Source organism: Mesorhizobium sp. L2C066B000 (assembly GCF_000502335.1).
Lineage (GTDB): Bacteria > Pseudomonadota > Alphaproteobacteria > Rhizobiales > Rhizobiaceae > Mesorhizobium.
Window position 1 is genome coordinate 678,071 of the sequence record NZ_AYWZ01000001.1, and the last position, 20,912, is coordinate 698,982.

25 protein-coding genes are annotated in these 20,912 nt (G+C 58.5%); 13 read left to right on the plus strand and 12 right to left on the minus strand.

The window, feature by feature from the left end; all coding sequences use genetic code 11:
- Positions 1-21 precede the first annotated feature (21 nt).
- The gene (locus tag X733_RS162635; protein ID WP_155924140.1) at positions 22-1,620 is read right to left on the minus strand and encodes a hypothetical protein; all 1,599 of its coding nucleotides are present in this window, start codon (positions 1,618-1,620) and stop codon (positions 22-24) included.
- A 203-nt stretch (positions 1,621-1,823) separates the two neighbouring features.
- Between X733_RS162635 and X733_RS162630 the strand changes: the two genes are divergently transcribed.
- From X733_RS162630 to X733_RS162620, 3 genes are all read left to right on the plus strand, one after another.
- Complete coding sequence (locus X733_RS162630; protein WP_081740577.1) at positions 1,824-2,780, plus strand: NAD-dependent epimerase/dehydratase family protein; 957 nt, start codon at positions 1,824-1,826, stop codon at positions 2,778-2,780.
- Positions 2,777-3,901 carry a glycosyltransferase gene (locus X733_RS162625; protein ID WP_023817555.1) on the plus strand — a complete coding sequence of 375 codons (1,125 nt, stop codon included), beginning with the start codon at positions 2,777-2,779 and terminating at the stop codon, positions 3,899-3,901. The genes X733_RS162630 and X733_RS162625 overlap by 4 nt, the downstream gene beginning before the upstream one ends.
- A gap of 68 nt (positions 3,902-3,969) precedes the next feature.
- On the plus strand, positions 3,970-4,887 hold the full coding sequence (locus X733_RS162620) for a glycosyltransferase (protein WP_031193002.1): 918 nt from the start codon (positions 3,970-3,972) through the stop codon (positions 4,885-4,887).
- A 9-nt stretch (positions 4,888-4,896) separates the two neighbouring features.
- Here the strand turns inward: X733_RS162620 and X733_RS162615 are convergent, their stop codons facing one another.
- Entirely contained in the window at positions 4,897-5,406 is a 510-nt protein-coding gene (locus tag X733_RS162615) for a heme-degrading domain-containing protein (protein WP_023817559.1), read from the minus strand.
- 428 nt (positions 5,407-5,834) lie between these two features.
- Here X733_RS162615 and X733_RS162610 point away from each other — a divergent pair, with 428 nt between their 5' ends.
- Both X733_RS162610 and X733_RS162605 read left to right on the plus strand, forming a co-directional pair.
- Positions 5,835-6,347: a hypothetical protein gene (locus X733_RS162610; RefSeq protein WP_155924141.1), complete on the plus strand. Its 513-nt coding sequence runs from the start codon at positions 5,835-5,837 to the stop codon at positions 6,345-6,347.
- Between the two features lie 433 nt (positions 6,348-6,780).
- Positions 6,781-7,842, plus strand: a complete 1,062-nt coding sequence (locus X733_RS162605; protein ID WP_155924142.1) for a hypothetical protein — start codon at positions 6,781-6,783, stop codon at positions 7,840-7,842.
- Positions 7,843-8,614: 772 nt separating this feature from the next.
- Here the strand turns inward: X733_RS162605 and X733_RS162600 are convergent.
- Positions 8,615-9,229 (minus strand): hypothetical protein, encoded by a 615-nt coding sequence (locus X733_RS162600; RefSeq protein ID WP_023817565.1) that lies wholly within the window; start codon positions 9,227-9,229, stop codon positions 8,615-8,617.
- A gap of 653 nt (positions 9,230-9,882) precedes the next feature.
- On the minus strand, positions 9,883-10,359 hold the full coding sequence (locus X733_RS162595; RefSeq protein ID WP_023817569.1) for a ferritin-like domain-containing protein: 477 nt from the start codon (positions 10,357-10,359) through the stop codon (positions 9,883-9,885).
- A gap of 189 nt (positions 10,360-10,548) precedes the next feature.
- Between X733_RS162595 and X733_RS162590 the strand changes: the two genes are divergently transcribed.
- The 3 genes from X733_RS162590 to X733_RS162580 all read left to right on the plus strand — a co-directional run bounded on the left by X733_RS162590 (position 10,549) and on the right by X733_RS162580 (position 12,965).
- Complete coding sequence (locus X733_RS162590) at positions 10,549-10,800, plus strand: GlsB/YeaQ/YmgE family stress response membrane protein (RefSeq protein WP_023817571.1); 252 nt, start codon at positions 10,549-10,551, stop codon at positions 10,798-10,800.
- 810 nt (positions 10,801-11,610) lie between these two features.
- A complete protein-coding gene (locus X733_RS162585) occupies positions 11,611-11,874 on the plus strand; it encodes a hypothetical protein (RefSeq protein WP_023817573.1) in 264 nt (87 codons plus the stop codon).
- The gene (locus X733_RS162580) at positions 11,871-12,965 is read left to right on the plus strand and encodes a tyrosine-type recombinase/integrase (protein WP_023817575.1); all 1,095 of its coding nucleotides are present in this window, start codon (positions 11,871-11,873) and stop codon (positions 12,963-12,965) included. The genes X733_RS162585 and X733_RS162580 overlap by 4 nt, the downstream gene beginning before the upstream one ends.
- A gap of 44 nt (positions 12,966-13,009) precedes the next feature.
- Here X733_RS162580 and X733_RS162575 read toward each other — a convergent pair whose 3' ends face one another.
- A complete protein-coding gene (locus X733_RS162575; RefSeq protein ID WP_023672025.1) occupies positions 13,010-13,729 on the minus strand; it encodes a response regulator transcription factor in 720 nt (239 codons plus the stop codon).
- Complete coding sequence (locus X733_RS162570) at positions 13,716-14,249, minus strand: MarR family transcriptional regulator (protein WP_023817578.1); 534 nt, start codon at positions 14,247-14,249, stop codon at positions 13,716-13,718. The genes X733_RS162575 and X733_RS162570 overlap by 14 nt, the downstream gene beginning before the upstream one ends.
- Before the next feature lie 244 nt (positions 14,250-14,493).
- On the opposite strand from X733_RS162570, the gene X733_RS162565 reads away from it, so the two are divergent.
- The 3 genes from X733_RS162565 (at position 14,494) to X733_RS162555 (ending at position 16,716) form a co-directional block, all read left to right on the plus strand.
- On the plus strand, positions 14,494-15,387 hold the full coding sequence (locus X733_RS162565) for a branched-chain amino acid aminotransferase (RefSeq protein WP_023672023.1): 894 nt from the start codon (positions 14,494-14,496) through the stop codon (positions 15,385-15,387).
- A 145-nt stretch (positions 15,388-15,532) separates the two neighbouring features.
- A complete protein-coding gene (locus X733_RS162560) occupies positions 15,533-15,847 on the plus strand; it encodes a hypothetical protein (protein ID WP_023817580.1) in 315 nt (104 codons plus the stop codon).
- Between the two features lie 230 nt (positions 15,848-16,077).
- Positions 16,078-16,716: an MBL fold metallo-hydrolase gene (locus tag X733_RS162555; RefSeq protein WP_023817582.1), complete on the plus strand. Its 639-nt coding sequence runs from the start codon at positions 16,078-16,080 to the stop codon at positions 16,714-16,716.
- A 68-nt stretch (positions 16,717-16,784) separates the two neighbouring features.
- Here the strand turns inward: X733_RS162555 and X733_RS162550 are convergent, their stop codons facing one another.
- The 3 genes from X733_RS162550 to X733_RS162540 all read right to left on the minus strand — a co-directional run bounded on the left by X733_RS162550 (position 16,785) and on the right by X733_RS162540 (position 18,177).
- On the minus strand, positions 16,785-17,210 hold the full coding sequence (locus X733_RS162550) for a BA14K family protein (RefSeq protein WP_023672020.1): 426 nt from the start codon (positions 17,208-17,210) through the stop codon (positions 16,785-16,787).
- A 192-nt stretch (positions 17,211-17,402) separates the two neighbouring features.
- Positions 17,403-17,615: a cold-shock protein gene (locus X733_RS162545; protein ID WP_023672019.1), complete on the minus strand. Its 213-nt coding sequence runs from the start codon at positions 17,613-17,615 to the stop codon at positions 17,403-17,405.
- Between the two features lie 349 nt (positions 17,616-17,964).
- A complete protein-coding gene (locus X733_RS162540; RefSeq protein ID WP_006202520.1) occupies positions 17,965-18,177 on the minus strand; it encodes a cold-shock protein in 213 nt (70 codons plus the stop codon).
- Positions 18,178-18,660: 483 nt separating this feature from the next.
- Between X733_RS162540 and X733_RS162535 the strand changes: the two genes are divergently transcribed.
- On the plus strand, positions 18,661-19,077 hold the full coding sequence (locus X733_RS162535; protein WP_023748161.1) for a Kazal-type serine protease inhibitor domain-containing protein: 417 nt from the start codon (positions 18,661-18,663) through the stop codon (positions 19,075-19,077).
- Positions 19,078-19,630: 553 nt separating this feature from the next.
- On the opposite strand, the gene X733_RS1000000170115 is transcribed toward X733_RS162535, so the two are convergent.
- From X733_RS1000000170115 to X733_RS162525, 3 genes are read right to left on the minus strand one after another with little or no spacing between them, the layout of a single operon-like run.
- Complete coding sequence (locus X733_RS1000000170115) at positions 19,631-19,768, minus strand: hypothetical protein (RefSeq protein WP_023683725.1); 138 nt, start codon at positions 19,766-19,768, stop codon at positions 19,631-19,633.
- 37 nt (positions 19,769-19,805) lie between these two features.
- Positions 19,806-20,072 (minus strand): hypothetical protein, encoded by a 267-nt coding sequence (locus X733_RS162530; protein ID WP_023728230.1) that lies wholly within the window; start codon positions 20,070-20,072, stop codon positions 19,806-19,808.
- A complete protein-coding gene (locus tag X733_RS162525; protein WP_023701590.1) occupies positions 20,069-20,338 on the minus strand; it encodes a hypothetical protein in 270 nt (89 codons plus the stop codon). The genes X733_RS162530 and X733_RS162525 overlap by 4 nt, the downstream gene beginning before the upstream one ends.
- Positions 20,339-20,661: 323 nt before the next feature.
- Here X733_RS162525 and X733_RS162520 point away from each other — a divergent pair, with 323 nt between their 5' ends.
- Entirely contained in the window at positions 20,662-20,844 is a 183-nt protein-coding gene (locus X733_RS162520; RefSeq protein WP_023817586.1) for a hypothetical protein, read from the plus strand.
- Positions 20,845-20,912: the final 68 nt, after the last annotated feature.

Sequence of the window (20,912 nt, forward strand, 5' to 3'; positions counted from 1 at the left end):
TGGTGTTTTCGCAGTTTCAACTCATTGCAGCGCACCGCGCGCGCTCTCAACCTGACTAGCTGACGTCAGCCCTCTTGTGACCCACCACACGACCCCAACGAACGTAACCGAAAGGAGGAGTTCGATGGCATAAATCAGTAACGTCCACGGGAACCCCATCTGGACGGTTAGATATGCCAGCGACACTCCTGTCACAGCCGCGGTTGCCACATTTTGAGTCAAGCGAGCAGCTACCCATTCGATCAAGTGGCCCAAAAGCGTCAGTGCAAACATAAACGCCATCACAATCAGCGGCGATCCAGACAGGCTTGCTATACCGATAGGGCCAGGAAGGGTCAGGAACGTGTAGTACTCGACGTTTCCGTAACGATCTCCGGACATTTTTTGGTAGATTGCGTGAGAGCCCGCTGCGGGATCCTCAGACATGACTTTCAAGAACAAGTCGACGCTGAGTTGCTCCGGATTGGCCGCTGCTGTCATAACGCCTTCCAGCCCGACCCATCGCATGATCGCTAGGTTGCGGAGTTGGTGAAATAAACCTTGGAGGGCAAAACGGTCGCTTGTGACGGCCTCCACCTTGTCGCTCAACGATGTCGTTTGGGATGCCGGCGGTTTCGTTACCTCTTTTGGTGTGGAAGAGACCTTCGGCGAAATGGAATTTGCCTCCGGCGACGCAACATCATCGACCGATTTGGGTGGAGCGAGGGGCTCTAGGGTCGGGGGTGCAAACTGGGACGAGGGCGCAGTCTGCCCAAAATCGAACGTGCGCTCGAAACTGACCACCGCAAGTGAGCCTGCAAAAACAATCGCGGCCAAACACATCGCCATGGCAATCGCGATCCAGTCCCGAACTTGCTGGCGGCGGAACACGATGACTGCAACTGCAGCTAGGACGTAGAGGAGAAGCTGGATTCGGCTGCCCATCGACAACGCGGCAAGCACACCAAGAAACGTGGCCGTAGCTACCAAGGAAGCATACGGCCATCTTCTGAGCTCTATTAGCCAGAGGACTGCGGTAAGTCCGCCGACAAGGGCACCCCACGTGATGATGAAGGCGGCGACCGCATAGATCCGAGCATCTATGTCGATGCCGAGGGGGTAGCCGATTCGGAGGATATGGAACGAGTAATTGGCCCAATATACGGCGATCGAGATGACTAGGAGGGACGCAAAAGCAGCGAGGACGCAGTTAGCGAGACGAGCAGGTCCCGAAGCCATCGACGTGTTGGAGAAAGAGGGAAAAAGAGCGGCCAGAAGGTTGGCCAAGCACACGCCCGACAAGCCGCTGGCGGCAAAAGTCAGAGCCTGATCCCACTGCGAAGTGAAAGTGCTAATGGGCTCTATTAGCGCAACGCCATATACGAAGTTAGCAATTGCCTTGGCTATGAACCCTACGAAGAGGAACAAAGACAATAAGAAAACGAAAAAAGAGGAGGGGAATGCAAGCGATAGGACGAGAGCGGCGCAACCGGAAGCATAGAACCACAGGATGATAGGCACCGAGGGACCGGGATTGCTCGCTAAAAGCAATGAGCACAGAGGGAGGGCTACGATTGCTCCTGTCGCCAGTGCGAAACCTACGATCCTGGAGGATTGGAATTTTGGCAGAGACTCAGTCATGCTCATGTCTATAGGCCGAAATAAACGTGCGGCCCAAGAGAGACTTTCCTTTTCCCCAATTGGCTTAATGGGCGCGCTGCGGGCCTCGTTGCGCAAAGCGTCAGCCTTATGCTATTGGCCATATGCGGATTGGCTTGGTTCGCCGTAACCGGACACAATCAACGCGATGACACTCGCACATCAAATCCTGAAGAAGCCCCTTCATGAAGGACGACCGATTCGAAGACGAGCCACGCGTGGTCGTGCTCGGAGGGACTGGTTTCGTCGGTGAAGCATTTGCTAGGTGTTGGACTGAGTCATCCGCGGCTCGTCCCAGCCGATATCTTTTGCACAGGTCGCGGCCAAAATGGCTCGGCTTGCGGGGGATTGAACTAAACGACGTCAATCTTGCTAACCCAGCTCAAGTGCTGAGCGCGCTTCGCGGCCATGATGTTCTGGTGAACCTTCTGCGCCCCGATGGCAGCGGCTGGTATCGCGGTGCGATGGAAAGCCTGAAGTCGGTCTTTCGGGAATCCGGGATCTATCGCTGCATCCACGCGAGCAGCATTGATGTCTATGCGGGCGTAAAAGACCACTTCATTGACGAGAGTACGAACCCCCAGCCGCTGTCGCCTTATGAGACCGAACATATTGAAGTGGAATCGGTAATAAGGGCGTCATTCCCCGAGACAATCGTGTTGCGATTGGGGGCGGTGTTTGGCCGCGGTGGCCGCAATCTGGTCAGCTTGGCCGAAGAAATGAGCCAGGCGCCGCAGTGGAAAATCGCGCTTCGCCGCTCACTCTATGGCACCAGACGAATGCACCTTGTGAGCGTCGAGACTGTAGCCCGGACACTGGTTCAATTGTCGCTTGACCAAAAGCGCCTTGGCCCTCAGGTGGTGCTCGTTACGGACGACCACGACCCTAAAAACAATTTTGCCTTCGTTCAGGATAGTCTTGCGGCGGCGTTTCATCGTGACCTACCCAAGATTGGCGCTACAGCGCCGAGATCGTTACTGAGGTTGCTCCTTCGTATGCGAGGCCTGCCGGATCGGAACATTGACCGGCGTTTTTCACACAGAAAGGCCTCCGAGCTCGGGTTGCCTTCCGAGGCATTCGCGGACCGATTGGAGCAATATGCTCAGCATCTGGCCGGCGAGATCGGAAGGCGCGCCGAATGAACATACTTCTCACCACCATATCCCTCGATTCCCAAAAAGGCGGAGGAACCGCAGAACGAACGCGGCGCCTGGCGGCTCACTTAGCGGCGAAGGGATGTCGGTGTGAGATCGCTACCATGCAGGACGGTGACTTGGCGGAAAACCTTCGCCAGCGCGGCATCCGGGTATACGCGACGGGTTCAGTTCGCCTGCGTTTCACGGTGCCGTTTATCAACCCTCTTCGGCTCGTCCAAAGCGTGCGCCGAGCAGATGCTGTGCACATTCTTGGCTATTGGAACCTTCTTTCGGTCGCCACCGCGTTTTTGGCATCGCAGTTCGGCAAGCCCTACGCATTCTCCGCTGCTGGCGAGTTCGTTGGCCTCGAGCACCCGCGCCCGATAGCGCGTCTTTTTCACATCCTCTTTGGAAAGCGGGTAATTCGCCATGCCAGCTTGCTGGTTGCGGTTACTCCGCTAGAGCGAGGCCAAATTCTTGAACGATTTCGGCTTGCAGAAGACCGTGTAGCCGTCGTCCCCAACGGGGTGGAGGAGGATGCCGAGGCCGTCTCCCATTCGCCTTCTAGACTGGAAGCACCTTACATCCTGTTCGTGGGACGTCTTGCCGAGGTGAAGGGCCCAGACCTACTTGTCCAAGCCTTCGCAGATGTGGCGTCGGAATACGGCGATGTACGGTTGGTGATAGCAGGACCTGACTTTGGAATGCGCTCCAGCCTGGAGACCTTCGTCAGCGAGAGGCGACTTGGTGATCGGGTCGTCTTCACGGGGTACCTGGGCGAGATTGAACGAAGCGAACTTTATAGGCGAGCTCTGTTGCTTGCCGTGCCATCGCGCGCCGAGGCTATGTCGCTTGTCGCGCTGGAGGCTGGTGTTGCTGGAACGCCGGTGTTGCTTACCGATCAATGTGGGTTTGACGAAGTTGAGCGCATCGGTGGTGGCCTCGTCGTATCGGCGACTGTGGAGGGGCTCCGAGGTGGCCTCCGGTCGATGTTGGCGGATCGTCATTCTCTCGACGAGAAGGGACGAAGCCTTCAAACCTACGTTCGCGGAGAGTTTACGTGGCCATTGATCGTGGATCGCCTAATTTCACACTTCCGAAGCATGCTCGCGAATCGCCTAGATTAGGAATTTTCTTGTCGGGGCATGACAACGCTTAGGGAAGAAGAAGAAGAAACGAAAAGCAATTTCTTAAAATGAGCACACCAAGACAGAATCTCGATACAACGCCCCGCGTTTCTTTAGTGGTCCCCGCGTACAATGCGATGGGATATATCGGGGAGACCATCGAAAGTCTCTTGATCCAAGACTACCCGAACCTTGAGATCATCGTGGTGGATGACGGCTCCACTGACGGCACAAGCGATGTCGTGGCCAGCTTCGGCGCGAAAGTGAAATCGCACAGGCAAGCCAACGCTGGCCAGAGTGCAGCGATGACGGAAGGATGGGCGATGAGCACCGGGGAGGTGCTTGGCTATGTTAGCGCAGACGACCGTCTTCTCCCTGCCGCTATTCGACGATGTGTCGAGGAGTTGATGGCACGTCCTGAAATCGTGCTCGTTTACCCTGACTTTCACATCATAGACGAACGTTCGGTGTTTCGCTCGACGCTGCGACCTCCAGATTATTCGCGACGCGCTCTCTACGCGAGGCTCCATTGCCTGCCCGGCCCTGGTGCGCTCTTTCGGCGCCGCGCCTATGAAAGAGCTGGAGCTTGGCGTTCGGATCTACGTCAGATACCCGATCTCGATTTTTTCCTCCGGATGGGGTTGGAAGGCAGCTTCTATCATCTGCCGGAGGTGCTCGCTGAATTTAGAATGCATAGCGCATCAACGACCTACAGTTCTGTTTCATTCGAGAGAGGAAACGAACCTCAACTTATGATCGATTCCTTCTTTCTGCGGAAAGACTTACCCGACGACATTCGGAGGTGGGAGCGCGAGACCAGGGCAAACGCCAGTCTTCTTTCAGCAGCGATCCATGGCCGTTCCGGTCGAACAGGAGTTGCCCTGCGCCGGCTCGCCGCGGCTTCCTTGCATCCACCGACGCTGGCGTCGCTGAAGGCACTGAAACATATCTTGCTAATAGCGCGCGGCGCGTTTTCCGCGAAGTAAACCCTGCGCCTATTCAGGATCTAGCGCCAACGAACTCCTTTCCTTACCGAGATGTGCGCCGAGAGCAGACACTGCACACTCGTGGTCGGCGCGTTGACTTAGACCTGAGACTGAAATGGCGCCGATCACGCCCACCGCTCGGACACGAATCGGAAAAGCTCCGCCGGCCAAAACATAGTCAGCCGGATCAAGGCCATATCCTGGCGGAAAGGTCCGGTCGGCACGCTGTTGCTCAAGAGCTAAGCGATACGAACTCTTGTGAAACATTCTGACGCTATTGAGCTTGCGTCGCGCCCATTCCGCAGTGAATTGGGCTGCCCCCGGAAGAGCGGCATAGAACAAACCCCGGTCCCACAATCGGAGCTCCACGACGATGGGTTGCTTCTCGACAAGAGCGTCGGCTCGGATTGCGCAGCCGATCTCAAACGCAATCATTTCGTCGAAACGTTCGAAAATAAGAGCCGTTTCCTGGTCGACGATTCTTGCGATGTCCCGTGCAACTCCTGGATTTGGTTCCATAGGCTCATCTCCATCCAATGCAACTCGCCGTTATATGACATCATTCCGATGCACAATGCCCGCTACAAACGCACGGTCTCGCGACACCTTCATATATTTGAAGCTTGCAGACATTTGTGGGTAAAGCCACGCGACATCCCTTTGACTGTCAAAGAGGCTGTTAAAAGCCCATGGCGATTGCTAGACGTTGTTAACGATCGACCGCATCATAAAATTCGAATCGCACGGCGATGGGCACCCAAACATTCTTTGCAATAGTTTTCGTTGGCAGACAGGGTTCCAGCTATTTGCAGGGCCTAATCGACTCTCACCCGGACGCAACTTGCGAGGGTGAGTTATTCTCTCCCACCGTTCGCTTGCTAGCGGATTTGGTAAGGCGTCGCACGATATCGTATAGAAATTCTCGACAACGAGACGTCGCGGCATATTTGAGTCGAAAGCTGCACAAGAAAAAAAGCGCCGCAATCGGCTTCAAAATGCCGTATCTGTCACTGGTCGAGCATCCAGAAGCTAGAGAAGCGTTTGAGGCGTTTGGATACAAAGTTATCCGCCTCTCACGAGACAATCTCTTGGACCAATACATATCATTCAAGCTAGCACAGATTAACAACGCCTGGAGGTCCGACCGCGGTTCAATGAAGATCACCCATTTTGCGGCCGAACCGGCAGATGTGGCGGAAGCGTTTCAAAAATGGACAGAGTGGGATTCGAGACTCGCGCAGATAGTAGAGACTCTGCCCAACCTGCATGTTACCTACGAAGAGTTGGTCGACGGGTCGGGTGTGTTTCGCTCGCTGGAGTTCCTCAATTTGCGCAAAGTTCCGCTGCATAGCCCTTTCAGGAGGCAGCGGTCCGGTTCTCAATCCGATATCCTCGAGAACTACGCGGAGTTGAAGGACCATTTCGCCCGGACGCAATGGGCTAGGTTTTTCGTTGGATGATCGCTGTTCCGAATTGGAGTACCGAACCCTGCATTGTGTGCCAAGGTCTGCCGCTACGGATGTCGGGTCACTCTTTTCCGCTAACGATTTCACCCTGTCAATTTTGCATCGTTTCAGGCCATGTGGCAACTGAATGAACGGCCGGCAGACCGACCCAATCTCTGCCCCGCTTAGAAGAGCAAATTTGCCTTCCATGTTGAGGGCCAGTGGGGCCGCGGCTGCAGGCCGCGTAGCAATACTGGCGGCAGGGCTAGGCAGTTCGCTTCTTCTCCCCCTCGGCCTATCGCAAGACAAGGTCGGCATATACTTCATCGCTCAGATTCTCACATCTGGGTTCGCAATTCTGGCGATGATGGGTCTTACGTTTACGGCCCCAGCACTCGTTTCAGCCGCTGCAGCTCAAGGCGATTTTGGGCGTGCGCGAGACGTCATCATGAAGATCCAAGGCATCGTAGGCGGATTTGGCCTCCTGGTCGCATGCGCTTTTTGGCTTGCCGATCCATGGATTGCATTCGGGAAAGACGCCGCGATTTGGCACGGGGTCCTGGCGATAGTTGCGTTGCAGGTCCCATGCGCCGCACTTGGAGCTGTGCAAGTGGAATTGCTCAGAGCAGTTCATTCGATCAGGAGTTCAGCCTTTCTTATGGCGTTCCCGAGCACGGTGGTCGCTCTCTTCCTGGCTTTCGCCCTAACGACTCGCCTGCAACCAGATTTGCATCAGGTGCTCCTATGCAGCCTTGCCGGATATGCGATTGCTGCGGGAGTTGGAGCCTTCAGCATTTCTTCGTCTTGCCGACGTTGGAGCGAGTTAGCCAATGAACCCATTGGCACGGGAGCAATCATCCACCGGACCCTGCCCAATCTAGCGACCACCTTAGTGTTGTTTGGGCTGTCTCAGGTGGACATGATCCTATTGGCGCTGTTCAGCAGTCTTGAGGAGATCGCGCAATACGGCATCGCCCTGCGGATTTCGACAGTGCTCATCATGCCGTTGAGCATCGCCAATTCGGCCTTTGCACCCACAGCCGTTCACCTCTGGACGCTTAACGATCACACGGGTCTCCAGAAAGCGCTGCGGCCCTTGGTTTCAGTGGCGACCCTACTAACTTTTCTAATGTATGCCGGCCTTGCAACTCTTGGCTACACCCTGGTCCATCTTTGGAATCCACATTATGAAAATTCTCTCTGGCTCGCACTGATACTAGGTGCCGGCCAACTCGGGCACGTTCTCGGCGGTTCCTCAGGTATTTTGCTAATGGTCCTGGGCGACGAAAGGGTCGCCTTTCGCATCACCCTTGTCACGGGTGTCGCAACTGTTGCTCTATGTTGCCTGGGCATTTTGGCTGGAGGCCCTTTTTGGCTCGCCGCTGCAGCGGCGGTGTGCAACGTGCTCCAAGTCTATTTCTTCGCCAAGCGGGTTCGGGAAAGGTTCAACGTGGACGCGACAGTCTTGGCACTGTTGCGCACGAAACCTGTTCCGCACCCACACGCATAGGCAATATGAACCTTAAGCCGAGAGAACCAAAGCGTCATCTTCATCGCCGATGTTCATCTTCGGACGGCAATTCATTGAAGCGATGAGCGCCCGGTTCATCGCCGACGTGACTCAAGCTCGCCAAGAGAACGATTGCTATGCCGATCACGATAACAAAGCCCAGTATAACCAATACCATCCCATTACATCCCACCCCCGAACGTATACTGGGCGGCTGACAAACTGGCAAGCCGAATACCAACTTGGGGTCGAGCCGACGGTTCCGTTGCGGACTTGGTCAAGCCAGAAGAGAGGCATGCAGTTCACTTGCAGTCACTGCTGGCGCTGGCCCACCCGTAACGTCGATGCTGCGGTCGGCCGACATCAAAGATGTCACAAGCCGTCCCCAACGAGAGACGCGCGCCGGCCGAGACTGTTGCCCAAATCCTGGTCTATTCCCGCGTCAGCGCTGCCCCGCTGGGCCGAATAGAGTCCCGCCGGTCTCAGCGCCAGTACGCACCAAAGCAACACGAATATCGGTCCGAAGCCGCGGCCGTTTGCACCTCGAATGAACTCGACTGATCGGTGGGCTATTCGACAAATCTGATAGTCTCTGCTAATTGTCGGCCATGGGGCTGACTATCATTCTCTGGGCGCTCGGCGCCGTCCTGCTGATCCTGTTCTTCGGAATGCTGCTCAGTGCGCCACGAGGCATCAGCGCACTGGTAGAACACGGTCTTCGTCGAAAACCGCCCGAATCCCCGCTAGCCCGCCTCGTTGAAGAACACCGACGTCATCGCGATCCCCGCGGATCCTGAAGCGTCTGTCCGCTCTCGAACAACGTGCGCAGCCCCGCCTCAGGGTAGCTGATGCGCGGCCGGCGGTCGGCAGCCGACCGTGTACGCTGCACCGCGTTCGGCCCTGTCATGATATCCGCAAGTTCGCCCAGGTTGCCGCGCAGCTGCGCGCGCTTCGTCGCGTCACCGGCCTGTGTAATGAAGCTGGTGCCCAGAGACTTAGCGAAATCGAACAGCTTGCCGACCGGCGACGACGCGCCGAGTTCGGACGTGATCATGCGATTTGCTTCGGTCGGGCTGCCCGCCCCGTGCCGGCGCATGCTGGCCTGGAGGACTTCAAGAAGCTCTGGCATGCTCGCCGAAGCTTGGTTGTTCGGTAGAGCGCGCAGAATGGCGTCGAGCAGAGCGCTACGTTCGTCGTTGCCGGCAACGCTCTTATGAAACTTCGCGCCCGCCGTCTCGCGGCTGCCGCTCTGCGTCTCTGTGTGCGCGGCGGAATAGCGATCGGCGAGGTTCTGCCGGACGAGAGCGGCCGTTGTCTCGGGATCTTCTGCAGCGAGCCGCTTGACGGCATCGGCGTTAGGCGCAGCCCCCCCCGGCGAGGGGATCACGGGGCAAGATGGCTTCGCCCGCAGTCCTGGTGTCAGTTGCCTTCGCCACCTGCCCGACCGGGCCTTGCTCAAGCGGGTCCAACTGGGTGCGACGTAGCGCTTCCTGTTCGGCCAGTGCCTGCGCGATCAGGAACATGCCCGCAATCAGCGACGCCCCCTGCTACGAGGGCGCCCGCGGTCTCGCCAGACGAGGAAGACGGCCACACAGACAGGTGGAACGATGGCGCCCGGCAAGGGCACGGGTAGCGCGACCGCCCTTGGAAGCATCATCATGTTGAGCAAGCGTCAGCAAGCGTCAGCAAGCGTCAGCAAGCCACCCAGATCTCCACGCCCGATGATGTTCGCTGTTTGCGTCCAGACCCGAGCTCGAACAAGATACTTGATCTCGCCCGTGAGACGGATTTCGCGCGTGCGCCGCGCTAGGAGGCGATCAACTTCGGCCGATATGGCAGGGTCTTCCTGCGCTTCGACGTGCTAAAACCATGGACCTTCCTCATTCTGGCGGCAACGGGAAAGTTTGCCAGATTATTTTGAAGATTTGACTGATGGCTGACTTGGCGTCCGTGCCGAGGATTGCGCCTGCATCGAACGCAACGGCCCCCGGTGTTCAAACCCAGGGCTTGTCTGTGGGAATCAATCGGCGCTCCAGGTGGTCAGGTTGTCCTGTTGATCGATGTTATCGCAAGGTTCGTCAGCTTGTTGTTGGTGGCCTTCTCCTCGTCGAGGATCTCGCTGAGCATCTTATGCGCCTCGTCATGCCCCAGTTCCTTTGCCCATTCCCTTAGAGAGCCGTACCGGGAAATCTCGTAGTGCTCGACGGCCTGGCAGGCGGCCAGCAGGCCCGCATCGAGGGCCGTACCTGAGGCTTCCTCCATCAGTCCATCGGCTTCCTTGATCAGCCCCTCAATGGCGTCGCACTTCTCGCCAGAGGCCTTCTTGCCGATTGACTTGAACACCTGCTCCAGCTTTTTGATCTGCCCCTTCGTCTCTGCGAGGTGATCCTCGGCCGCTTTCTTCAGCTTGGGGTCATTCGCGGCTGCGGCCACTTTGGGCAAAGCCTTGGTAATCGCGTTCTCCGCGTAATAAATGTCCTGGAGGGTATGTTCAAAAATATCGGCCAGTGTCTTCATGATGATGCTCCATTTGCCGGAAGCGGCTTCGGAAGAAAGTGCCAGCAAAGCGAATGGTTCCTTCGGCTGGAGGAGGAAGACGTGATGTCCGGTATAAGCGGATATGCTGACCTGACGTCCCCGGAACTTTATTGTCGTTCGGCACGTTTCTCGCCGAACCAATCGAGGTTCAAGCAAAAAGGGGGAAATATGGAAAATCCAGGTGTCGGTTGGGTAGCAGCGATTGTCATCGGCGGTGTCGCCGGCTGGCTTGCCGAGATGTTCATGAAAAGCAACATGGGCGTGCTCATGAACATCATTTTGGGGGTCGTCGGCGCAATCGTCGCCAATGTTCTTCTCGGGCTGCTGGGCGTATCGCTGGCCGGCTGGCTTGGCTATCTTGTCGCCGGCTTCATCGGTGCGTGTATTTTGATTGCCGTGGCGCGAATGGTTAAGCGCTGAGCCTGAATCAACCTTATGCACGCAGTTACATGTGGCTGAGACGCGTGATCCCTAGATCACGCGTCATCTTTCGCATCGGAAAATCGAGGTATCAAGATAGGTCGCGTCGCCGGACCGTTCTGCCTTACATGTGGAGGTGACGGCGAAGCAATCTGATTGTTGCGATTGTTCGGCTTTGATTACACGTCGAAAATCGAGCTAAGAATTGGGATGCTTCCCGACCGTATCAAGCGGGACGTTGCCTAGCATGCGGAGACTAAGCCATTCCGGCACCGCAGTTTCGGGCTCGCAAGAATCAATGCTTACGGCAATGGCACGCTGCGTCTCTTCGGGCGCGCCACCATTTCAAGGACTCAGGAGAACGCCGCAGACTAAGGAGAAGATAGTCTGCGAAAGTTCCTTGTCGTCACCACCAACGTTGAGGCGGTCGTATTCAAATCGCCACTTACCGATTGGTTCAGGGCCAACCGGCTGCCCTCTGGTTGAATGACAACCTGCTCGACCGCTGGGTGGTTGGCAACAGACGCGAATATCTGACCCGTCACAGGTTTCTCCACGCATGACGAGCGACCGCTATGCGCGTCAAGTAGGTCATGAGGCATCCCCTAAGCGGACATGCAACCGCACGGCTGGCGCGACGTTCACGCAGGCGGTGCCGCAGAGAGGGCGGTCGATAGGTCCGATCTGTGAGTCTTGGCTGACACTGCGCTAGCAGGTCCCCGTATCGCTTCTCACGACCGAATTCTTTTCTCATTTTCGGCTCTTCGGCGGCAACAGCGCTATAACGTCAGCAGAAGGAGCATTCTAGCGATGACAATGATCAACTGCGGGCTTATCCACGCCTTACCACCATCGAATCGCCGCGTCTTTAGCCGTCCCGAAGCGGCCAGCTTCGTGGGTGCAAGCGTCGGCTATTTCGACAAACTGGTGCGTGCCGGTATTATGCCACCGCCGTTACCGCTGCCTGGCGTCAAGCGCTGGGATGTTCGCGCTCTCGAGAGGGCGCTTGACGGTCTGAGCGGGATTTCCGAGTCTCAAGATTCCGACAACGAGTGGGATCGGCTCGTCCAATGAAGCATAAGCTGCCGAAGCACGTCAAAGCCTTCATTGATCGAACCGGCCGGCCGCGGCACTACTTCAGACTGTCGAACACTACCCTGCCAGGCCTTCCATACTCGACGGAGTTCATGGATGCTTATGAGGCGGCGCTGAAGGCTTGGGAAGCCGGTAGGGCGGCGCCAACAAGCATGATAGGAGCTGATCGAAGCCAACCCGGCACAATCGGGGCGCTGATCCACTCCTATTACGGCAGTGCAGATTTCAGAAATCTCGCAAAGGCCAGCCAGAAGACCTATCGGAACGCACTCGAACGTATCCGTACTGAATACGGCGTCGGCTCGGTCGCCAGGATCGAGCGCAAGCACGTCCTCAGGATGATGGACAAGAAGGCTGAACACCCTGGCTCGGCCAACGAACTGCTGAAGATGATCAAGCTGCTGATGGGGCGCGCCATCGATATGGGAATACGCAAGGACGATCCGACGATCCGGATACGGCGCCTGAAAATCAAGTCGGGCGGGTTCATCACTTGGGAAGAGGATGACATTGTCGCGTTCTACGCGGCGCACGCTGTCGGCACCCGCGCCCGCCTCGCCCTCGACCTTCTGCTGTTTACGGGCCAGCGACGCTCAGACGTGATTGCCATGGGTCGGCAGCACGTCAAGAACGACGTCCTGTCCATTCGGCAGCAAAAGACCCGCACAGCCGTCTCGATCCCACTTCACTCATACCTCAAAGGCATTCTCGATGCCCGACCTCACGACAATCTCACATTTCTCCTGACGCAATACGAAAAGCCCTTCCAGCCCGAATCTTTCACTAACTGGTTCCGGGTCTGTGTCCGCGAAGCTGGTTTGCGGGAGGATCTGGCAAGCGGCGCCATGGGGCTTTCGCCGCACGGTCTGCGCAAGGCGTGTAGCCGACGGCTCGCCCAAGCCGGCTGCACGCCCCACCAGATCAAGGCAATCACCGGGCACAAAAAGCTCGATGAGATCGTTCGCTACACCGAGGCGGTCGATCAAATGCGCTTGGCGCATGAGGCGATGAATGCCATCGCCGGGCACGGAGCAGGAACAAAAACTGTCAAACCAACCAGGTTGGTTTGACAGTTTGGGTCGTAAGTTGTTGAAAACGTATGGTAGCGAACAGGCTATTCTACACTGAGCCGATACCCAATACCGCGCACCGTCTGCAGCCAGACCGGATTGGACGGATCGCGCTCGATCTTGCGGCGCAGCCGGTTGATCTGAACGTCGATGGTGCGCTCGCCGACTTCCGAATCGTCGCCGACAAGTTCATGGCGCGGGATCGTTTCGCCGGCCCGCGCGGCAAAGATCGCCAGGATCTCCTGCTCGCGGTCGGTCAGCTTCAGCGCCTCGCCGCCCCGCTTCAGCTCGCGCCTGGCGATCTGGAAAGTATAAGGGCCGAAGACCAGCTGCTCGACCTTGGGCGTCGTCGCGGGGCCGCCACGGCGCAGGATGTTGTTTATGCGCAGGATCAGCTCGCGCGGGTCGAAGGGCTTGGGCAGATAGTCGTCGGCGCCGGCCTCGAGCCCGGTGATGCGGCTGTCGGTTTCCGATAGCGCGGTGAGCATCAGGATCGGCACGTTCTTCTCCGCCCGCAGCGCCTTGGTGAGGTCGACGCCGGTCTCTCCGGGCATCATGACGTCGAGGACAAGGAGGTCGAAGTCGAGCCCGGCGAGCTTTCGCCTGGCCTCGCCGGCATTTCCGGCGACTGTGACGCGAAAACCGTTTTCGGTCAGATACTGCTTGAGCAAATTGCGAATGCGGGTGTCGTCGTCGACCACAAGCAGATGCGGCGCGTCATCGTCCGGCGCCGTCGGCTGGTCCACCCTCTCAATGGTCTCCATGGCTTTTCCCTGACATGTTTGCAGGCACAATGTCGATCTGCGCCCTTAGTTCCGGATTGACCATGGCTTCCAGGAATCGTTCGATCAAGGGACGCTCGCTGGCTCCGGAATCTTCCAATGCAGCACGGATGCGGCGTGACTGTGGCCGCGCCAGGGCCAGCGCCAGGGCGCGGCCCTTGGCTGTCGGATAGAGCTCCCGCTGGCGGCGGTCGCGCGGACCCTGCAATTGCACGATATGGTCGGTGTCGATCAGCTGCTTGAGCACCCGCGCCAGGCTCTGCTTGGTGATCTTGAGCACGTCGAGCAGTTCGGCGACCGTCAGTCCGGGCCGGCGGTTGACGAAATGCAGCACACGGTGATGGGCGCGGCCAAAGCCGTAATCGGCCAGGATCTGGTCCGGATCGGAAGTGAAATCGCGATAGGCAAAGAAGAACAGTTCGATGATGGCGAAGTCGATGCCGTCCTCGTCGGTGATCGGCGTCTTGATCGGTTTTCCGGCAGCTCGGCTTCGATCCGTCATCATTTCTCCGTCCATAGAGGGATATTATGTCAGTACTATTGACGTAATTTCCCCGCAATGGTAATTTTTGACAAGCTTTTCGGCTGAATGCGAATGAAAAGGCAAGGGAGTGCCGTTTTTCCGGAACTTCCTGAGTTTGCCAGAGTTCGATTCTCCGCTTACGGTTCAAGGGCCGCCCGACGCGGCTGTCGCGCAACAAAAACAACACCAATGATGTGCGGGTCGCCGCCCGCGGGAGGTTTCCATGGCATCCGTTCCCTTCGACCAACTGGACGGCTTCATCTGGATCAACGGCGAGTTCGTCAAATGGGCCGACGCCAAGATCCACGTGCTGACCCACGGCCTGCACTATGCCAGCGCCGTCTTCGAGGGGGAGCGCGCCTATGGCGGTGCCATCTTCAAGCTCAATGAGCACACCGAGCGTCTGCATGAATCGGCGCGCCTGCTCGGCTTCAATATTCCCTATTCCGTGGCCGAGCTCAATGACGCCTCGACCACGCTTCTGAAGAAGCAGGGTTTCCAGGACGCCTATGTCAGGCCGATCGCCTGGCGCGGCAGCGAACAGATGGGGGTGTCGGCGCAGAACAGCCGCATCAACTGCGCCATCGCCATCTGGCAATGGCCGAGCTATTTCGACCCGGCGCAGAAGCTCAAGGGCATCCGTCTCGATCTGGCGGAATGGCGCCGGCCCGATCCGCGTACCGCGCCGTCGAAGTCGAAAGCCGCCGGCCTCTACATGATCTGCACCATGTCCAAGCATGCCGCCGAGGCCAAGGGCTATGCCGATGCCATGATGCTCGACTGGCGCGGCCAGGTCGCCGAAGCAACGGGCGCCAACATCTTCTTCGTCAAGGATGGCAAGATCCACACGCCGAAGCCCGATTGCTTCCTCGACGGCATCACCCGCCGCACCGTCATCGGCCTCGCCAAGGACCGCGGCCTTGAAGTCGTCGAGCGCGCCATCATGCCTGAGGAACTCGAAGGCTTCGAACAGTGCTTCCTCACCGGAACGGCAGCGGAAGTGACGCCCGTCTCCGAGATCGGTCCCTACCGATTCGAGGTCGGCGAGATCGCCAAGACTTTGATGAACGACTATTCTGCTGCGGTGCAACCTAAGCATGCGATAGCCGCAGAATAACGAAAGTCACAGCTTTTTTCGCAAGCAGGGGCGGTTTTGAGGCCGGCCCCTTTATTTCAGCATCTGTGCATTTGACTTTCGTATAATTCAGCGTCTCATGATGGTGTCGGCCCGGGAGGCTGGCAGCTATGGAGGGACTAGGTACATGGATACGAATACGCTCATTGCGCTCGTTGTGCAGGTAATTGCAGGTGTTGTCGGTGGTCAGGCGGTCGGCGTTGCGCTGAAGAATGCGGCGATGGGCCAGCTGACCAAAATCCTCGGCGGCGCCGTTGGCGGCGTCGGCGGCGCGGCGATCCTCGGCAGCCTGCTCGGCGGTACGGCCGACCCGGCAGCGGCTGCCACGGCAGCGGGCGGATTGGGTGATACGCTGAACCTCAAAAACCTGCTCGGCGGCGCCGGCGGCGGCGCCATCCTGACCGGCATCATCGGTGCGGCCATGGGCGCGATGAAGAAGTAAGCCTCTAGATCATTCACCGTTTCACGGCGAATGATCTAGTTTGTTGTTTTACGCAATTCCGGACGGAAAACCGCTTTACACTTTTCCTGGAATTGCCCGAGACTCAGGCTTCGTCAAATGGGCGGCCGTTGGGCCGCCCATTTCTGTTTTGGGACGGACTGTTTGCCTTTCAGCAGTGGACGGCCTTCGCCCGTGCCTCTACATCACGCTGGAACAGCGAAAGGACAATCATGGGTCAGCTCAATGCCGGCATCGTGCCGGTCACGCCTTTCCAGCAGAACTGCACCATCCTGTTCGACATGGATGACAAGCATGGCGTCGTCGTCGATCCGGGCGGCGACATCGACAAGGTGCTGGCGGTGCTGAAGGACAATGCGATCACCGCCGCTGCGATCTGGATCACCCATGGCCACATCGATCACGCCGGCGGCGCCATGGAGCTGAAGGAAGCACTCGGCATCGAGATCATCGGCCCGCACGAAGCCGACAAGCTATTGCTCGACAATCTCGAGAACCAGGGCCAGCGCTACGGCATTACCGGGGTGCGCAACTGCGTCCCCTACCGGTTTCTCGCAGAGGGCGAGACGGTTTCGTTCGGCTCACATATATTCGAGGTGCTGCATTGCCCCGGCCATGCGCCTGGCCATGTCGTATACTACAACCGCGCGGCGAAGTTCGCTCATGTCGGCGATGTGCTGTTTCGCGGCTCGGTCGGGCGCACCGACCTGCCGGGCGGCGACCATGCTGCGCTGATCGCCTCGATCAAGAACAAGCTTTTGCCGCTCGGTGACGAGATCGGTTTCATCTGCGGCCACGGCCCGGGTGGCCGTTTTGGCGAGGAAAGGCGGACCAATCCCTTCCTGACTTAGCGATGTCTTTCTGCCAACAAAAAAAGCGCTGGCCTTGCGGTCAGCGCTTTTTTTGGGGCAGGGAAGCGTCAATTCGCGACGCAGAAATGCTGCTCACCGTCATTGCCGGTGAACGTGCCGCTGCGGGCATTGAAGCTCCGGTAGCGGTCCGAGCAGTATTCGTACCAGTCGCGGGTCCACGGCTCGGCATAGCGGTCGGCATAGACGACCCGCGGTTCGGCATAGTAACGGCGCACCGGCGCCGGCCGCACTTCGCGGTAGTCGTAATCGTCGTCATAGCTGCTGTAGCGCGGCTGCGGGTTGCTCAGCGCACCGGCGATCAGAGCGCCGGCCGCAAGGCCGACGACACCGGCCGCAAGCGCGTCGCCATTATGATGACGACCATGGCCATGATGCCAGCGGTTCCAGTCCTTGGCATTGGCGGCAGGCAAGGTGGCGAGGGTGGTCGCGGCGAGAGCGGCGCCCAGGATGGCGGTCTTGAAAATGCGATTCATTTTGGTCTCCTTCGTGCCGGCCCGGATAGTTTTCGGGGATGCGGTCCAGCCTAGGGGACGATTAATAGAAGACCGTGGCTGAACGGGGGCTGAACGGAATTGGCTGATACGATCCAGTTCTTGCGGCAAAACCAAGCGCGTACGCAAGGCGCTCCGCCTCGTCAATCTCCGTCCGGACTGTCTTGAGCCGGCTTAGCCGACCGACAGGTTGACGGCCTTCGGACCCTTGCCGCGCTTGTCCGGCTCGGTGTCGAATGTCACTTTCTGTCCATCCTCCAGACCGGAAAGACCCGAAGCCTGCACGGCCGAAATATGAACGAAGACATCCTTCTGCCCGTCGTCGGGCGTAATGAAGCCGAAGCCTTTGGCATGATTGAAGAATTTGACGGTGCCGGTCTGCGGCATGGGAAGCTCCCTTTGATCCCATAAAGTCCAGTTTCGGGCCGGCAAATGCCCGAAGGGAAATTTGTCCTTTATTTTAGCGCTATCGGCAAGAGAAAGTTTTGGCCAGGGCGGCAACGCTGAAGGCTGGTCAAATAGATTGTTGCACCGAAGGCAATTCGCGCCAGACGATTGCTCCGGCGATCAGCCACGCCATGGACCGGTGAGCGTCCTTTGCCTGCGGCGACGGCGGACATGAAAAAGGCGCGACCAGAAACGTCGCGCCTTCGAAACTCTGGACGGCTGACAAAGCCGGTTCAAACACGCTTGAGGTGCTTTTTCGAGCGCCCTGGGGCGCGCGGGCACCGCCGGTTCAGGCCGCGCGGAGGTTGACCGCCTTCGGACCCTTGCCCATGCGGTCGGGTTCAACGTCGAAGGTGACCTTCTGGCCGTCGACGAGGGTACGCAGGCCCGAGGCCTCGATCGCGGAAATGTGGACGAACACATCCTTGGCGCCGCCGTCGGGCGTGATGAAGCCGAAGCCTTTGGTCGCGTTGAAGAATTTAACGGTGCCGGTCTGGGCCATTGGGGAAACTCCTTCACCCGTGTCAGTCTTGTGGTTTGCCCGCCGCCTGGCATCGTGGGCAAGTCCCGGTGGTTGCTTCGGCAGTCCTGCATTTGCGCATGGTAAAACCCCCCGCCGAAAACGGGGCCGTCAGAGATTCACAGTATCGGGGAAAGGTCGTCCAAAACGTTCCGCTCTCCGGGTCGCAAATGCCCGAACACAAAATTTATCGCACGGAAACGTGATCGTTGCAAGATAGCGCCGCGGGCCGCGTCCATCGACGCATCCCAACGAAGGCGCTTCGATAAACCTGGGTTCTTAAGAGATCATCGGCCAGAGCCCGGCCACGCATGGTCCAGCGGTCTGGTCCAGGGCCAGACCAATGCGGGGGCGAGCATCGCATGGCTCCCGCGCCGCAAACGGGGGTTGCATTTGGCAAGGGAATGGCGAGGATCGGCAGGCGCGTTTTGCGCCGGGGACGGGGGGCTCGAGGGAGGCATATTCATGAGATTTCTTGCGACGATCTTCTCGCGCCAGGGTTTTATTATTCTCTTCCTGTCGGGTCTTCTTGCGGCCTGCACCGTCGTCGTCGATGACGGGCCGGGACCACGTCCGCGCCCGCCACGGCCGGAACCGGAATTCTGCACCAGGCAATACGAGCCGGTCTGCGCGCGGCGCGGCGGTGACCGCCAGACCTTCGCCAATGCCTGCCTTGCCGAACGGGAAGGCTACCGCATCGTTCGCGACGGCCCTTGCCGCGACGGCGGCGGTGGTGGCGGTGGTGGCGGCGAAGAGCCGACATTCTGCACGCGCGAATACGCCCCGGTCTGCGCCCGCCGCCATGGCGAGCTGCGCACCTTTCCCAACGCCTGCGAGGCCCGTGCCGCCGACTACCGCGTCGTCGAGGACGGCCCCTGCTGATTTTTCCTTCTCCCCTGTCGGGTGAGTCCGCCGGAGGCGAATTCACCGTCCCACTGGCACGATAAAAGGCGGCGAATGCCGGGACCCTGCGAAGCAGCGGGGACCGGGCGGGTGGACCGGACCACCCTTGGTCCTTCGCAGGCTCAGGGCGTTCGAAACTCGAAAAGCCAACAATCGGCTTTTCGTCTGCTGCGCGGATCGCTTCTCACCCCCAAGGGAGAAGGCAAGGTCGCGGATCGGAGTGGTTGCCTACGCCGAATACGCCCCGTCGGCCGGGCCGGCATAAAGCTCTGCGCCGTCCTCGTCGCAAATGCGCAGACGGTCGGGGATCTGCGGCATGGCGAGGCTGTGGAACAGCGCGGTGGCGCCCTGCAGGGCGGCGCGCAGGTTCGGCGCGTCCAGCGATACCTTGTCGAGCGTGGCTTCGTCGACGTCGCGCGAGCGGCTCGACGAAGAACGTCAAGCAAGCCTCCGTTGCAGAGTTTTGGGCGAGATCGTCAGTCCGAGATCGTCAGTCCATTGCCGGCAGGTGCGCCAGGCGCGCCCTGCCTGGTCAGCCCTTCGACTTCGGCTTCAGGCTGCTCTCTGCCTGCTTGACCGAGGAACCGAACGGGGAGGCGGCCTTGGCCACCACCTTGTCTTTCTTGGGCTTGCGCGTTTCGCGATTGCTGCGCTGCTGACCCTTGGCCATCTGTCTGCTCCTTCGTACGTGCTGGGTGGGTGCGGTGTCAGACTGCCTGGCTGTCGGGGACAGCCGGGGCGTCCGCTACTTCGAGGTTGTCTTCCGTGGTGACCCGCTCATAGGTCTCCTCCTCGCTGCGGATGCGATATTGCGGCGAGCCATCCTTGACCGGCAATCTGCTCTTGATCTGAAACAGCTCGGCGGTCTGCTGGGCGAGCCCGCTGCGGCTCTTCATGCGCACGGTCTGGCCGATGGCGAAGAGGTGCGAGGGCGTATCGGTGCGCGGACGCGCATTCTGCTGGAAGCGGATCATGCTGCGTTCTCCTGGTCGCGCCTCAGCGCTGTTTCGAGTTCGAGGTAGTCGATGGCGACAAGCTGGCTGGTGGCCGGGTTCTTCACCGCCCTTGCCGGCAAATGGATGAAGGTGGCGACGCGACGCCAGGCAAGCCGCGACATGCCCTCGATCAGCTCTTCGTCGTGATCGATGTCATAGTCGCCGGCCGGCAGTTGCCCTTCCAGCCCGCTAAGCACGAAGGGTGCCGCGAAATGGGCGATGGAACGGGTGGTGCGATCCGGCATTGGCTTGGCTCTGGTTCGTCGATGCTTTCCGGCATCAACCGGGAACTCAACCATCGGCGATTGGAATGAGTTTGGCGGGTCGAGTATCTCCGACGCCGCTATATGCCAAGCTTGACCCAAAAAACGATCTCAGATCAATAATCCGAAATTGTTGGTTATTCAAGCTGATTTCCGCCACGGCTCGACCGGTATAAAAAATTTCTCGTATAAACCCCTAATAAATCTGCTATCGTGGAACAATATCAGCCAATTTCTTATTTAGAGAGCATCGGAATAATTATTCCGGTTCCCCTAAGATTATTTTTCACGAAAGGCAAAAATATATGAGATTCATGAAAACGCCGGATCGTCCGACCGCAACAATCGAGCCAATCATCCTCTTCCCCAAGGCAATATCAGTGCGCCTGACGATAAGAAGCGACGAAGCGGCACGGCGCAAGATTGCCGACACCGACGGCACGCTACGGCGGGAGCGCCGGCTCGCCGAGAGCCACCGGCTGATTTGAACGCTACATTTTCCTGGAATTCCTCTAGAGTTTCGAAGAGGTCCGCGCCCTTGGCGAGCCCACTCTTC

Bases quoted from the DNA above. Each gene is read 5' to 3' on its own strand.
- X733_RS162585 (WP_023817573.1), top strand. From the start codon at position 11,611: ATGACAATGATCAACTGCGGGCTTATCCACGCCTTACCACCATCGAAT.
- X733_RS162630 (WP_081740577.1), top strand. From the start codon at position 1,824: ATGAAGGACGACCGATTCGAAGACGAGCCACGCGTGGTCGTGCTCGGA.
- X733_RS162540 (WP_006202520.1), bottom strand. From the start codon at position 18,177: ATGGCCCAGACCGGCACCGTTAAATTCTTCAACGCGACCAAAGGCTTC.
- X733_RS162530 (WP_023728230.1), bottom strand. From the start codon at position 20,072: ATGATCCGCTTCCAGCAGAATGCGCGTCCGCGCACCGATACGCCCTCG.
- X733_RS162595 (WP_023817569.1), bottom strand. From the start codon at position 10,359: ATGAAGACACTGGCCGATATTTTTGAACATACCCTCCAGGACATTTAT.
- X733_RS162560 (WP_023817580.1), top strand. From the start codon at position 15,533: ATGGATACGAATACGCTCATTGCGCTCGTTGTGCAGGTAATTGCAGGT.
- X733_RS162580 (WP_023817575.1), top strand. From the start codon at position 11,871: ATGAAGCATAAGCTGCCGAAGCACGTCAAAGCCTTCATTGATCGAACC.
- X733_RS162525 (WP_023701590.1), bottom strand. From the start codon at position 20,338: ATGCCGGATCGCACCACCCGTTCCATCGCCCATTTCGCGGCACCCTTC.
- X733_RS162605 (WP_155924142.1), top strand. From the start codon at position 6,781: ATGAAGATCCAAGGCATCGTAGGCGGATTTGGCCTCCTGGTCGCATGC.
- X733_RS162590 (WP_023817571.1), top strand. From the start codon at position 10,549: ATGGAAAATCCAGGTGTCGGTTGGGTAGCAGCGATTGTCATCGGCGGT.
- X733_RS162575 (WP_023672025.1), bottom strand. From the start codon at position 13,729: ATGGAGACCATTGAGAGGGTGGACCAGCCGACGGCGCCGGACGATGAC.
- X733_RS162615 (WP_023817559.1), bottom strand. From the start codon at position 5,406: ATGGAACCAAATCCAGGAGTTGCACGGGACATCGCAAGAATCGTCGAC.
- X733_RS162550 (WP_023672020.1), bottom strand. From the start codon at position 17,210: ATGAATCGCATTTTCAAGACCGCCATCCTGGGCGCCGCTCTCGCCGCG.
- X733_RS162565 (WP_023672023.1), top strand. From the start codon at position 14,494: ATGGCATCCGTTCCCTTCGACCAACTGGACGGCTTCATCTGGATCAAC.
- X733_RS162535 (WP_023748161.1), top strand. From the start codon at position 18,661: ATGAGATTTCTTGCGACGATCTTCTCGCGCCAGGGTTTTATTATTCTC.
- X733_RS162635 (WP_155924140.1), bottom strand. From the start codon at position 1,620: ATGACTGAGTCTCTGCCAAAATTCCAATCCTCCAGGATCGTAGGTTTC.
- X733_RS162545 (WP_023672019.1), bottom strand. From the start codon at position 17,615: ATGCCGCAGACCGGCACCGTCAAATTCTTCAATCATGCCAAAGGCTTC.
- X733_RS162555 (WP_023817582.1), top strand. From the start codon at position 16,078: ATGGGTCAGCTCAATGCCGGCATCGTGCCGGTCACGCCTTTCCAGCAG.
- X733_RS162620 (WP_031193002.1), top strand. From the start codon at position 3,970: ATGAGCACACCAAGACAGAATCTCGATACAACGCCCCGCGTTTCTTTA.
- X733_RS162625 (WP_023817555.1), top strand. From the start codon at position 2,777: ATGAACATACTTCTCACCACCATATCCCTCGATTCCCAAAAAGGCGGA.
- X733_RS162570 (WP_023817578.1), bottom strand. From the start codon at position 14,249: ATGACGGATCGAAGCCGAGCTGCCGGAAAACCGATCAAGACGCCGATC.
- X733_RS1000000170115 (WP_023683725.1), bottom strand. From the start codon at position 19,768: ATGGCCAAGGGTCAGCAGCGCAGCAATCGCGAAACGCGCAAGCCCAAG.
- X733_RS162520 (WP_023817586.1), top strand. From the start codon at position 20,662: ATGAGATTCATGAAAACGCCGGATCGTCCGACCGCAACAATCGAGCCA.